Source organism: Barnesiella sp., from assembly GCF_022723415.1.
Lineage (GTDB): Bacteria > Bacteroidota > Bacteroidia > Bacteroidales > Barnesiellaceae > Barnesiella > Barnesiella intestinihominis.
Window position 1 is genome coordinate 24868 of the sequence record NZ_JAIJHU010000032.1, and the last position, 13673, is coordinate 38540.

At 42.9% G+C, this 13673-nt stretch carries 11 protein-coding genes; 6 read left to right on the forward strand and 5 right to left on the reverse strand.

Annotated features, from left to right (window positions below; genetic code table 11):
* Positions 1-62 precede the first annotated feature (62 nt).
* On the reverse strand, positions 63-575 hold the full coding sequence (locus tag QVD32_RS07895; protein ID WP_008860937.1) for a ferritin-like domain-containing protein: 513 nt from the start codon (positions 573-575) through the stop codon (positions 63-65).
* Between the two features lie 315 nt (positions 576-890).
* On the opposite strand from QVD32_RS07895, the gene QVD32_RS07900 reads away from it, so the two are divergent.
* On the forward strand, positions 891-2078 hold the full coding sequence (locus tag QVD32_RS07900) for a Gfo/Idh/MocA family protein (protein ID WP_118687426.1): 1188 nt from the start codon (positions 891-893) through the stop codon (positions 2076-2078).
* Positions 2079-2158: 80 nt separating this feature from the next.
* On the opposite strand, the gene QVD32_RS07905 is transcribed toward QVD32_RS07900, so the two are convergent.
* Positions 2159-4363 carry a sodium-translocating pyrophosphatase gene (locus tag QVD32_RS07905; RefSeq protein ID WP_021892072.1) on the reverse strand — a complete coding sequence of 735 codons (2205 nt, stop codon included), beginning with the start codon at positions 4361-4363 and terminating at the stop codon, positions 2159-2161.
* A 229-nt stretch (positions 4364-4592) separates the two neighbouring features.
* Here QVD32_RS07905 and QVD32_RS07910 point away from each other — a divergent pair, with 229 nt between their 5' ends.
* The 4 genes from QVD32_RS07910 (at position 4593) to QVD32_RS07925 (ending at position 8776) form a co-directional block, all read left to right on the forward strand.
* Entirely contained in the window at positions 4593-5336 is a 744-nt protein-coding gene (locus QVD32_RS07910; RefSeq protein ID WP_008860940.1) for a WG repeat-containing protein, read from the forward strand.
* Positions 5337-5508: 172 nt separating this feature from the next.
* The gene (locus QVD32_RS07915) at positions 5509-6018 is read left to right on the forward strand and encodes a hypothetical protein (protein ID WP_021892071.1); all 510 of its coding nucleotides are present in this window, start codon (positions 5509-5511) and stop codon (positions 6016-6018) included.
* A gap of 4 nt (positions 6019-6022) precedes the next feature.
* The gene (locus QVD32_RS07920) at positions 6023-6490 is read left to right on the forward strand and encodes a hypothetical protein (RefSeq protein ID WP_008860942.1); all 468 of its coding nucleotides are present in this window, start codon (positions 6023-6025) and stop codon (positions 6488-6490) included.
* Between the two features lie 18 nt (positions 6491-6508).
* On the forward strand, positions 6509-8776 hold the full coding sequence (locus tag QVD32_RS07925) for a hypothetical protein (protein WP_021892070.1): 2268 nt from the start codon (positions 6509-6511) through the stop codon (positions 8774-8776).
* Between the two features lie 68 nt (positions 8777-8844).
* Here the strand turns inward: QVD32_RS07925 and QVD32_RS07930 are convergent, their stop codons facing one another.
* On the reverse strand, positions 8845-9702 hold the full coding sequence (locus QVD32_RS07930) for an enoyl-ACP reductase FabI (RefSeq protein ID WP_021892069.1): 858 nt from the start codon (positions 9700-9702) through the stop codon (positions 8845-8847).
* Between the two features lie 415 nt (positions 9703-10117).
* On the opposite strand from QVD32_RS07930, the gene QVD32_RS07935 reads away from it, so the two are divergent.
* Positions 10118-11077 (forward strand): ROK family protein, encoded by a 960-nt coding sequence (locus QVD32_RS07935; RefSeq protein ID WP_008860945.1) that lies wholly within the window; start codon positions 10118-10120, stop codon positions 11075-11077.
* Positions 11078-11146: 69 nt separating this feature from the next.
* On the opposite strand, the gene gltA is transcribed toward QVD32_RS07935, so the two are convergent.
* Both gltA and QVD32_RS07945 read right to left on the reverse strand, forming a co-directional pair.
* Positions 11147-12613, reverse strand: coding sequence for an NADPH-dependent glutamate synthase (gene gltA / locus QVD32_RS07940; protein ID WP_118687425.1), 1467 nt, complete (start codon positions 12611-12613; stop codon positions 11147-11149).
* A 17-nt stretch (positions 12614-12630) separates the two neighbouring features.
* Positions 12631-13428 carry a sulfide/dihydroorotate dehydrogenase-like FAD/NAD-binding protein gene (locus QVD32_RS07945; RefSeq protein WP_118687424.1) on the reverse strand — a complete coding sequence of 266 codons (798 nt, stop codon included), beginning with the start codon at positions 13426-13428 and terminating at the stop codon, positions 12631-12633.
* Between the last annotated feature and the right edge of the window lie 245 nt (positions 13429-13673).

Below are 13673 nucleotides of genomic sequence, written 5' to 3' on the forward strand. Positions count from 1 at the left end.
GACAGAATCCGCTTGGGATTCTGTCTTTGAACTCTAACCATAAATATAAATCAAAACAGACACTACTTCTGTAACACATATTCTTTCATATGAGCTATATCGTCTAAATAATCTTGTAAGTCTTGTTCATGATCTTCTTCCTCTGCCAAAATATGTTTGGCGATATCGCAAGTCGTAAAATCCTTCCCGTCGGTCAATGCAGCGATCGTCTGATAACGTAATATAGCGCAACGTTCTGCTGCGACATTCTGTTTCAGCAACTTGACTACATCTACATCAGTAGGAGGAGTATAAGCACATTTTGCCAAATCGAACCATTTCTTAGGATCCAATACGGGAACACCCTCCAACTCGATAATACGGTCGGCTATCAATTTAGCATGTTCGAACTCTTCCATAGCATGTTCCTGAAATTCTCGTTGTACATCGCCACGCATAGCGCCTTTCACTACAAGGGCTCCCACCCAATATTGATAAAACGCCAACCATTCTTCCGACAAAGCGGCATTCAACTCATCGAGAACTTCCGATACATCTATTCTTCCCTTCAAAATAGCTACACTTTCTTTTGCCATAATTATATCTCTTTTAGATTAAAAACTTTCCTTAATAACAATTGCGATATCTCGTTGGTTCACCACGACACCTACAATTCTACTTCCATATTCACAAGAACCGATATTCTCACCTTTATACTTGGGATCATTGAGATAGAGGAGATTCGAATAAAAATGAAATTAGTCGCTTTATCTTTTTCTCATCTTTCGCTATATTTGTAGAATATAGGATACGGTTCGGCAGAGTCAAATCGGAAATGAAATTTCCGTTTGCCTTTGCACTTGCCTTTCGCTATATTTGTAGAGTTTTTCTTTAATTATAAAATTTCTGCAATGAAAAACATACGCACAGCCATTATTGGAGCCGGCTACCGGGGACGGTACTTAATAACCCTTTTGCAAAAAATAAATCTATTCGATATTATCGCTGTCAGCGATATATCTCCCAACCTATCAGAAATTATATCGCAACTATTCGCGGGAGAAAAGATTCCTAAAATTTACAATTCTGGGACTGACGATTATCGACGAATGCTAAATGAAAACACGATAGACCTCGTCATCATAGCTTCCCCGTGGCATCTCCACAAAGAACAAACCATCGAGGCATTAAAATCTGGATGCCACGTCGCAATAGAAGTGAAAGGAGCATTGGATATAGACGAGTACCCCGATATTATCCATGAAAGCCGACAGAATAAAAAGCAGGTCTTTCCTCTTGAAAACACACTATTCAGAAACGATATTCTGGCTATAAACAACATGATACATGCCGGGATATTCGGTCGCTTGGTCTTTCTTCAAGGAGGATACCGACATGACCTCACCCATATACTCATAGATCAAACCGGAAACTTCGGTGTACAGAATGGGTCTGAATCAGAGTGGAGATCGAAATATTACGAAACCGAAAACGGCGATTTATATCCGACCCACGGATTAGCCCCCTTGTGCATGTTCCTTGATATCAATCATACAGACTATATAAAAAGCATCACGTCTTTCTCCACAAAACCGGGATTAGGACTCCACGCTTGTATGGCCAAGCGAAACGGAATGAAATATACCGATATACACCAACACACATTCCGAATGGGCGATGTCGTCACTTCGATACTCCAAACCGATTCCGGGGCTCAAATAAACTTATTGCACGATACCACTCTCCCACGTCCCCGTTCTCTCAACTACGAAGTTCAAGGAACCAACGGAATTTGGAATGCCGAGAAAAATGCCATTTACATCGATGGGTTAAGTCCTTTCGAGGAATGGGAACCCGAAGATAAATACATCAAGCAATACAAACATCGGTTCTGGCAGCAATGGGAATCGGAAGCTCTTCGCTATGACGGGCATCATCAAGGCATGGACTACATCATGCTAAGGGTCTTGGGTGAAGCTCTGCAAGGCCGGGAAAATTATCCGGCAACGTTGGAAGATATGGCAACTTGGGCAGCAGTATCGCCCTACTCGAAAATATCCATTCAAAAGGGAACTTCGATACCCTTTCCCCACTTCTAAACCATCTCGAACAGACATAGAAAAGAGTCGCTCCGGATTTTCGGAGCGACTCTTTTCTATACTCTATAAATCAATCTTTACTACAAAAGGCTCCAAGCGACCGTCAATCCCGCCATCACAATAGCGACCATGCTCATTAGTTTAATCAATATGTTCAAACTCGGACCAGACGTGTCTTTGAACGGGTCGCCCACCGTATCTCCAACAACCGTCGCTTTATGTACTTCACTGTGCTTTCCTCCGAAATTACCCTCTTCGACATACTTCTTGGCATTATCCCAAGCCCCTCCGGCATTCGCCATAAAGATAGCCAAAACAAATCCTGCGCTAAGACCACCGATAAGTAACCCGACAACACCCGATACACCGAATATCAATCCCGTAGCAATAGGAGCGACAATCGCCAATAACGAAGGGAATACCATTTCCCGTTGCGCTCCCTGAGTAGAAATGGCTACACAACGTTCATAATCAGGTTCAGATTCTCCGGTAAGAATACCTTTTATCTCCCTGAACTGGCGACGCACCTCTTCCACCATGTGTGCAGCAGCGCGTCCCACAGCATTCATCGTCAATCCGCAGAAAAGAAATGCCATCATCGAACCGATGAACATACCCGACAAAACTTTCGGATTCATCAGCGTAATATCATAATACCGCATAAAATCGGTAAATGTCGCCTCACTAATCAAGACCGATGTACCATCGGCAAATTCGAGCACCGTCTCTCCGATACGAGTCAACCCGATACGAATCTCTTCCATATAAGAAGCCAGCAAAGCGAGACCGGTAAGTGCAGCAGAACCGATAGCAAATCCCTTTCCGGTAGCCGCCGTTGTATTTCCCAAAGAATCGAGGGCATCGGTTCTTTTTCGCACCTCCTCGCCCAAACCGCTCATCTCAGCATTTCCTCCCGCATTATCGGCAATAGGACCATAAGCATCGGTTGCCAACGTGATTCCCAATGTCGAAAGCATTCCCACCGCAGCAATACCTATACCATATAAACCGAGAGTGACATTCGATAAATCGAACCCGGATGCAAACAAATAGGAAAGGATAATACCAGCGACAACAGCAATCACAGGAACGGCAGTTGAAATCATACCCAACCCGATACCCGAAATTATGACTGTTGCAGGGCCCGTTTTCCCGCTCTCCGACAAACGCTGTGTCGGACGATAGGATTGAGAGGTATAATATTCCGTACTGCGACCTATAACAATCCCCACTAACAATCCCACGATTACCGAACCGCCGATAAATGCCCAGTTTTCTAACTGTAAAGCCCATAAAATTCCAAAAGTAGCGAATACGATAAGTACAGAACTGAGGTTTGTACCGAAGGAGAGAGATTTCAACAAATCTTTCATCTTTGCATCTTCCCGTGTACGAACCGAAAATATCCCGATAATAGAAAGCAATATACCCACTGCCGCAATCAACATAGGAGCGATTACGGCTTTCATCTGCATGTCGGTTTCGCCGGCTCCCATAAAGGCCGCAGCTCCCAAAGCCGATGTCGCTAATATCGAACCGCAATACGATTCATACAAGTCGGCCCCCATACCGGCCACGTCTCCTACATTGTCACCCACATTATCGGCTATCGTTGCTGGGTTGCGAGGGTCATCTTCTGGAATCCCCGCTTCGACCTTACCGACAAGATCGGCTCCCACATCGGCAGCTTTTGTATAAATACCTCCTCCCACACGGGCAAACAAAGCCTGTGTAGATGCTCCCATTCCGAAGGTAAGCATCGTAGTCGTTATTACACAAAGTTTATGGGCTGGATTCATAGCTTCTGCCGGAATCACTGCATTCAACAGAAGATACCAAAACGATATATCGAGAAGACCTAACCCTACAACGACAAGTCCCATAACAGCCCCGCTGCGGAAAGCGATTCGCAGTCCACGATTTAATGAAGTACGGGCAGCATTAGCCGTTCGAGCAGATGCGTAAGTGGCTGTCTTCATTCCCAAATACCCCGATAAGCCGGAGAAAAAACCGCCCGTGAGAAACGCCACCGGAACCCATTTGTTCTGGACTCCAAAACCGAACGCCATGATAGAAAACAATATCACCAGAACTAAAAACACCAAACCCACGACCTTGTATTGCTGACGTAAGTAAGACATAGCTCCTCTGCGAACATAAAGAGCTATTTTTTTCATTTGAGGCGTTCCCTCGTCCGTTTTCATCAACTGCTTATAAAAATACCAAGCAAAGAGTAATGCTAATACCGAAGAAATAGGCACAAGCCAGAATAATGCATTTGTCATAGCAATTATATAATTAAGTTAACATTTTTAGACTGGTTAAAGGTAAGTTGGTTTGCATAAACTGCCAAATCTTTTTCTCTAATTTTTGTTTTTTAGTCCTCAAAAAACAGTATCGATCGGTATGAAACCCTCCTTTTTACATTCAAACATTTTGGGAATATTTCTTGGAAGTTACAATTAAAAAAAATATATTTGTTCTTGTTTCCTTTTTATCTTTACCATATTACTTATGAAAAATAGTTCCAAATTCAATTCATTAGGAGGTTTTCCCGATCTCGAATCTTTCAAAGACGAATCTGGGAAATATGGGTATCGAGAGAAAAAAACTCAAAAGATATTTATCGCCCCGCAATTCGATGCAGCATATTCTTTTCACGAAGGAATAGCGGCAGTGAAAGTTGATCATAAATATGGATACATCGACCGACACGGATTAATAGTCATCAAACTCGACTACGACTGGGCCAGTTCCTTTCATAATGGATTAGCCATGGTAGAACGAAACAACCGATATGGATATATCAATCAAGAAGGCAAAGAAATCGTTCCTATTATTTATGAACACATCGACGATTTTCACGAAGGGCTGGCTCCGGTAAAACTAAATGATAAATGGGGTTATGTAGATTGTTCGGGGAAAGTTGTCATTCCCCCTCGATACGACGATTCTTGGTGTTTCAACGAGTCATTGGCAGCTGTCAGAGTCGATGAGAAATGGGGCTTTATAGATAAAACTGGACATTTACTCATACCTTTGCAATATGATTATGCTTGGAATTTCAAAGAAGATGTCGCAGCGGTAAAGCAAAATGGGAAATGGGGTTTTATAGATAAAGCGGGGCAAGAATTTCTACCGTTCCTATATGACGAAGCTGATTCTTTCTCAAAAGGATTCGCCGAAGTCAAAATGGATACGCTTTGGGGAGTTATCGACAAAACAGGTACATGGGTAAAAAACGAGGATTGCATCTGACCTCTCTACTATTCTAAAATAACTTGATCTGAATATTTTACAGGCATCCGATTTTCATCGGATGCCTTTTTATTTTCCCCTCCCGTATGTTTTTCGATCCTGCCACAATTTCCCCCTCTTTCTCATAGATATTTGCAGTAGATACAATCGAACGAACTAAAAACTTACTAAAATGCTAAACTTATTTTTAACGGCACTTCCCCTGTTAGGGAACTATTTGTTTTCACAAAAGAATAAAAAACAGTCTCAACAAACCATTCAAACAAATCAAAAACGCTATGAACAAAAACTATCACAACTAGATAGTCTCTTCAATAGGAACTATTACAGTAACATTCTCGATCGATCCGACGTGAGGGGGTTACTTGGTAATCTACGCGAACAGATGTCGGAAACAACCCGAAATCTAAAAAATAAGGCAACCATTACCGGAGCTACACCCGAGACCGTCGTCACTGTCCAAAAATCTCAAAACCAAGCATACGGCAATGCCGTCAGCCAAATAGCAAGTCAAGCGGCGACATGGAAAGAAAATACGCTTCAAAATTATTTGTCGGCCCGTAGTGCTTTGGAAGATTTTTACCGTCCGTTGAAATCGGATTATATGAACAATATACTCGGTAAAACATTTCCCTCCTTCAATCCTCTACAAAATCTGTTCAACCCAAATACACAATTTTAAGATCATGGATACAATTTTTACAACAGAAAATTCGCAACCGACTAAAACATTAGCAGACTATATAAATGAAGGGAAAAGTTTTTTGGAAGCCTATCAAGCTCAATCACCAAAAAGACTTGCCAGAGGCAAAGCATACGAACAGGTAGAAATGCTGAAAGAGCTGTTAAACTTGTTACATCAGCCGGATAATACAGAGGTACAGCAGGTTACAGATGTTTTAATTCCGAAAACATATCCTGAAAAAGAAAAGAGGTTCCTTAACTATCTCTCATGGTTAACGTTTATCTCTGACCGTAACAAACCGAAACACCCTTGCCCTCCTTTGAGCGAAAAAATTTTATTGCAAGCCTTTCGTATGGGACGTAATGAGTTCGAGCGCAAACATCACATATTCAATCTATTGGTATCCATCGGATACCCTTTACAACAAGCCGGCCTGCTTGCTAAATATTTAGATAATAATATTCATTAAAAAATTTCCAATAAAAATATGAGCACCTTAAACCCCGATTTACTACAAGAAGGTAATGGTATATATGGTTGGGATTTAATCAATCCCTATCTACAAGAATGGTATCGAAAAAAAGAAAATGGAGAGAACGAAGAATCACCCGCTTTCATAGCTCCGTTACCGGGAGAAAATTCGGTTGTACCATTCCCCTCTATTCCTAAACAAGAAACACCAATACCCCTAAAACCCGACTACCCGATAAACCCCGAACCGGAAATCCCGATCGAAACACCTCGCAAATTAAAGTCTTTAACCGAAGGAATAAATCTAGCGGGCGAACGTATTTGGAACGATCTAAAATATTCCCGAGGATACATACAAGACAAACTATCTGATAGTGAAATGTCCGAAGCCGCCCAAAAAGCATTGGAGCGACTTCCCGAATATCAAAGAAGCACCGAGTCCCAACTACAAAATAAGGAAGACTCTTTACAAAATGAAACCGAACACAGTACCTCCGATCGTCCTCGTCTTGAATTAAAAGGACTCGAAGAATATCGTCGATTAAGGAATGAGAATATTTCTCCAAACGAAATAAGCAGACAGCTCTCCGAGACAGCCCGATGGGGAAACGAAGGGAAAAAACTCATGGAAGAAGCTCGCATGGCGAATAACTCTTTTCCCGAAACCGAAGGCTGGGCAACTATTGGTGAAATCATAGCTAATATAGGGAGAGTGGGGATACCGGTTGCCGCCGGAGCCGCCTTCGCTCCGGCAGGTATCGCTGCTGGTATTGCTAATGTTGCCTCTTCCGTTGCCGAAAGCCACGCACAAGCACAAATGGAACTGGATAATTTCGAACAAGAAACAGGACAACGTTTAACCGACGGACAACGTACCGGATTCGTAGCTATTTGTATGGGAGCCGATCTCCTGTTTGACACAATCTTACAAAGCCGATACCTTAAAAATCTAAAATCGGGAGCCAAAAAGAAAGCATCGGAATATTTCAAAAAGACGATTCTTAAAAATCAAACAGCACAGACTGAAATAAGTAAAATAATGAGTAAACTGTCAAAGACCGATAAATCGGCTCTTATAGCAGGAACCTTTAACGATGCAGTAACAGGAGGGACCGCCGAAGCTCTCAATTCGGTCGCTCACGATATGGCTAAAACGATTTACAACGAACCGGGACAATATCCGACTCTCGAATCGATCCTACAAAACGCTACTACCGGTATGGTATCGGGTAGTTTGGGCGGAGCTGCCGTTGGGGGTACGGGACGAGCCATCAATCTGAAAAAGAGAAATATGCGGAGAAACAAGCAAACCACCACAGCCCTTGTAGACCAACATGGATTTGCATGGGAAGTCCTCGACTACAACCCGGAAAACAAAATCGCCGAAGTACTTTCGCCCAATGGAAAAAATACAATAAATGTACCCGATATCGAGCCCGACATGATTCATTTCTTCTCCGTAGGAGAATATAAAAATACCGGCAAAATAAAAAGAGAGATAAACGAACCCGATCCGTTCGCCCCAATTATACCGGACCAGACCAAAGATAAAGTATGGCAAAAAATGTCTACACGTGGAAAATACAGACTAACCAAAGATTTAGCCGAACGTATGGGGCTCGATAACGTTATTGTTTATGAACATGAGTCCGACCTACCGGTCTCCGTCCGATCTCTAAAAAAACAAGGAGGTAAAATAGGCGGATATTATATGCACAACGGTAATATAGGTATCGTTCTCGACAATATTCCTTCCTACACGAGATTGCAGAGAGTCCTATTGCACGAAGCGATAGGGCATCAAGGCCTTGATGCTCTTTTCGGCGACTCTTATTTCAAAGACGAATTTTTAATGAAAGTCTATCGGTCTATGCCCTCCGAATGGAAATTGAGAGGCAATTCGTGGAATGCTCGAAAAACCGATGCCGAAGAGTATTTGGCCGATTTGGCGAGTAACGGCGTATCGTCTTCCGCATGGAATCAAATCTATGGGGAATTGAGAAATATGCTCCGAATATTCATTCCGGGACTAAACTTCTCGGAAAGAGAAATACGTAACATTCTCATACGTTCCAAAAATGCATTAAAAAAGGACGATTCAATTTCCGAGATGAACAAAAAAATCCGACAACGGCATTTAAACGAATCGGACGACTTAGGGACACCACTAACCGAATCCGACCCGGAAACATACCGTTTCTTGTGGGAAAACGACCCAGAATGGAAAAACTACAAAAAATTCTATGACCACGTATATGGAGAAAGGACCGACATAAACGATTAAAAATCGCCCCCGGCTGTTTCTGTCGATCAACAGTCGGGAGCAGTTCTATCTAAATCAAATTACCAAACTTATCCATAACAAATCTCACCATTCTCATTTCGATATTCATCGAAACTCTTATTATATTGAGTCATCGCCCGCAAACTCATACCCATACTCGAAAATCCTCCGTCGTGATACAAGTTTTGCATAGTCACTTTACGAGTTAAATCGGAAAACATTACGATACAATAATCGGCACACTCGTCGGCATTGGCATTACCGAGAGGAGACATACGATTCGCAAAATCCATCAACGATTCCATTCCTTTCACCCCGCTACCGGCAGTCGTCATGGTAGGAGACTGAGATATAGTATTGATTCGAACATTTTTCTCCCTACCATAAATATATCCAAAACTACGGGCGATAGACTCTAACAAAGCCTTCGCATCCGCCATGTCGTTATAGCCGAATAAGGTTCGCTGAGCCGCGACATAAGACAAAGCCAAAATAGAGCCGTACTCGTTAATGGCATCCATCTTTTTAGCCACCTGTATCATTTTATGAAACGAAACAGCCGAAATATCCAATGTCTTGGATAACATATCGTAGTCCAAATCATCATAAGGACGCTTTTTTCTTACATTCGGAGACATTCCGATAGAATGCAACACAAAATCTATCTTACCCCCCAAGACCTCCATAGAGCGCTTGAAAACATTTTCAAGATCCTCCACGCTGGTTGCATCTGCCGGAATAATCTCAGCATTTAATTTTTCACCTAATGTATTTACCTCCCCCATACGCACTGCCATAGGCGTATTGGAAAGAGTGATCGTTGCACCTTCCTCCACAGCTTTTTCAGCTACTTTCCATGCAATGGACATTTCATTAAGGGCTCCGAAAATAATACCTCTTTTTCCCTTTAATAAGTTATAACTCATAATTTATACTTTTAAGCACAATATTGCACAGTTTGTGCAATATCGTGCCGTTTTGTGGCTGCAAATATAGATACTTTTTTTTAACCGCAAAACAAAAAGTTCGATTTTGTTATCTCGACATTACAATTCAACACCCTATAATCTCCAACTTACAAATTGACAAAACCAAACGACCAATGACTCGCTCAAACGACATCGACCATCAAAAAGGATATTTCATTTATTAAAAACTTTTAGAATAAAAAAAGCAGCCCCCATCGAAAATTTATCCGTATATTTGACTTTATCAAATATAGGTCTCGATTTGGACAAGACAAAATAAAAAAACTTGTTGTTCATTTTGTCCCACCAATCATCTTTCGCTATATTTGTATCGTGAAATTAACTAAAATAATAATTTTATACACACAAAACCATGAGTAAGCCATATGTTGTAGGTATTGATATAGGTGGTACCAATACAGTATTCGGAATTGTTGATGCCCGCGGTTCTATCTTAGCCACAGGTTCTATCAAGACTCAGAAATATACCGAAATAACAGATTACGTAAATGCACTGCACGAAGAACTATCTCGTCTTTTGGCGCAAGAAAACGTAACCGATCAAATTGCCGGTATAGGTATAGGAGCTCCTAACGGGAACTATTTTAACGGAACAATCGAATTTGCACCTAACCTCCCGTGGAAAGGCGTAATCCCCTTAGCCCAAATGGTACGGGAAAAATTCAATATTCCGGTAACTATCACCAACGACGCTAATGCCGCTGCTATCGGTGAAATGACCTATGGAGCTGCCCGCGGTGTAAAAGATTTCATCATGATTACCCTCGGTACGGGTGTAGGTAGCGGTATCGTCATTAACGGACAAATGGTCTATGGGCACGATGGATTTGCCGGAGAACTCGGGCACGTAATCGTACGCCGTGGAAATGGCCGCCTCTGCGGTTGCGGCAGAACGGGTTGTCTCGAAGCCTATACCTCCGCCACAGGTGTTGCACGTACGGCTCGGGAATTCCTCGAACTTCGCAACGACGAATCCACTTTACGGCAGCTTCCTATTCAAGAGATCACTTCGAAAGACGTTTACGATGCGGCCGTGTCAGGCGACAAACTATCTCAAGAGATTTTCGAGTATACCGGTACAATCTTAGGAGAAGCATTCGCCGATTTCATCGCATTTTCAAGCCCCAAGATGATTGTCCTGTTCGGAGGATTAGCAAAGTCGGGCGAACTGATCATGCGTCCTATCCGCGAAGCTATGGAAAAAAATCTGCTTGCTATTTACAAAGGAAAAGTAAAACTGGTACTTTCGGAATTGAAAGAGAGCGATGCCGCCGTATTGGGAGCCAGTGCTCTGGGCTGGGAAGCCAGCTGATCGGCATTAGATATATTAAAAAGAAAAGGGCTGCAATGCAGCCCTTTTCTTTTAGTATAAACTTATTTATTACTCCTGCAAAGCCTTGTGCATAGCAGCCGCAGCACGCCGACCGTCTCCCATAGCAAGAATAACCGTAGCGCCACCCCTCACAATATCTCCTCCTGCATAAATATCAGGGATTGAAGACTGCAATGTGTCGGCATTGACGACAATCGTCCCTTTCGGAGTTACTTCAAGACCCTCTATGGAATTAGGGACCAACGGATTAGGAGAAACTCCCACACTGACGATCACCTCGTCGATATCGATAGTCTCGATAGCTCCCGGAACAGGGACAGGAGAACGCCGACCAGAAGCATCCGGCTCTCCCAACTCCATCTTTTGAAGTCGCATTTGACAAACTCTTCCCCGTTCGTCCCCTATATACTCGACAGGATTATACAATGTCAAAAATTCCACACCCTCCTGTTTGGCATGATGTATTTCTTCTTTACGAGCCGGCATCTCGTCCTCTGAGCGACGATAGATTATCATAACCTTCTCCGCTCCCAGTCGACGAGCCGTCCGAACTGAATCCATTGCCGTATTACCTCCTCCGATAACCGCCACTCTACGGCCTCTCCACACCGGAGTATCGGAATCGGGATTAGCGGCATCCATCAAATTCACTCGTGTCAGATATTCATTACTCGACATCACCCCATTCAAATTCTCGCCCGGGATATTCATGAATCTCGGCAAGCCGGCTCCGCTGGCAACCATGATACCCTTAAATCCCATCTCATGAAGGTCGTCATACGAGAGCGTCTTCCCGACAATGCAATCGGTCATAAACTCGACTCCCATACGACGAAGGTTCTCTATTTCAACGTCGACAACCTCGTTGGGCAATCTGAACTCGGGTATACCGTATTTTAGAACACCTCCTATCTCATGCAAAGCCTCGAACACAGTAACTCTATATCCCCATTTAGCCATATCTCCCGCAAAAGAAAGTCCACAAGGGCCCGAACCGACTACGGCTATTTTCACTCCGTTACATGGCTTCATGGCAGGGAGAGCGACCTCTCCCGAAGCGTGTTCATAATCGGCAGCAAAACGCTCCAAATAACCGATAGCGATCGGTTCTTTTTTCAATCTTTGAGTATAAAAGCATTTCGATTCACATTGACGCTCCTGTGGACATACCCGCCCACACACCGCAGGCAAAGCACTCGTTTCTTTCAATGTACGAGCCGCCGACAAAAAATCACCCCGTTCTATATTTTTAATAAATTTTGGTATATTGATCCCAACCGGACAACCAGTCATACAAAGAGGCTCTACGCAATCGAGGCAACGAGTAGCCTCCAAAACGGCTTGTTCACGTGTAAGCCCACAATTCACCTCTTCCCGATTAGTTATGCGGTAAGCAGGATCGAGCTCTTTCATTTTCACCCGAGGTATATCGGTACGTTCCTTAGCCTTTCTACTTTTACGCAGCTCTTCTCTCCATTTTTCGGCACGTTGCGCCGATAATTCTTCTTTATTCATAAATATAACAAAACTTGTTACTTCGATTCCAAATCTTTATAGGAAGACAATCGCATAAGCATTTCGTCAAAATCCACTTGATGGGCATCAAACTCCGGCCCGTCTATACATACGAAACGAATTTTTCCGTCCACCGTAATCCGACATGCTCCACACATACCGGTTCCATCTACCATAATCGTATTCAGAGATGCAACCGTGGGTATATCGTACTTTCGAGTCAATAGAGAAACAAACTTCATCATCACCGCCGGCCCTATGGTCACACACAGGTCTACCTTCTCCCGATTGATGACAGCCTCTACACCTTGTGTTACAAGACCCTTATTACCATACGAACCATCATCGGTCATAATTATTACTTCATCTGAATATTCCCGCATTTGTTTTTCAAGAATAATCAGCTCTTTCGTGCGAGCGGCCAACACCGTAATCACCCGATTACCGGCTTCCTTCATCGCCGCAACAATCGGCAATAAGGGAGCACAACCGACACCACCGCCACAACAAACTACCGTACCGAATTTTTCGATATGAGTCGCCCTGCCCAACGGACCTACTACATCTGTAATATAATCCCCGGGATTAAGAGCACACAATTTCGAAGAAGACTTTCCTACCGCCTGTACGACCAAAGTGATTGTCCCGGCCTTGACATCGGCAGCAGCAATCGTAAGCGGAATACGCTCGCCCTTCTCGCCGACTCTCACGATAACAAAATGACCTGCTTTACGAGCCTTCGCAATCAGAGGGGCTTCTACGACAAACTTTACAACTTTTTCCGAAAAATATTCTTTCGCTACAATCTTATTCATCGATTTCTATATTATCTCTCTTTCTTACAAAATTATAAATGACACGCAAAAATTTCCCTAAATACCGACTACTCTCGATTGAAAATCCTCGACATTCCCTATTGCAAAGATAGTGCAAACGAAAACAGAAACAAATTAAAATATATTAGAAGCTGTTTTAAATTTATTCCGAGACAGATTGAGACCTATGTTGAAGCAGATTGGAGTCCGAGATAGGCAGTCAATAGCGGGCTATTGACAAAAAT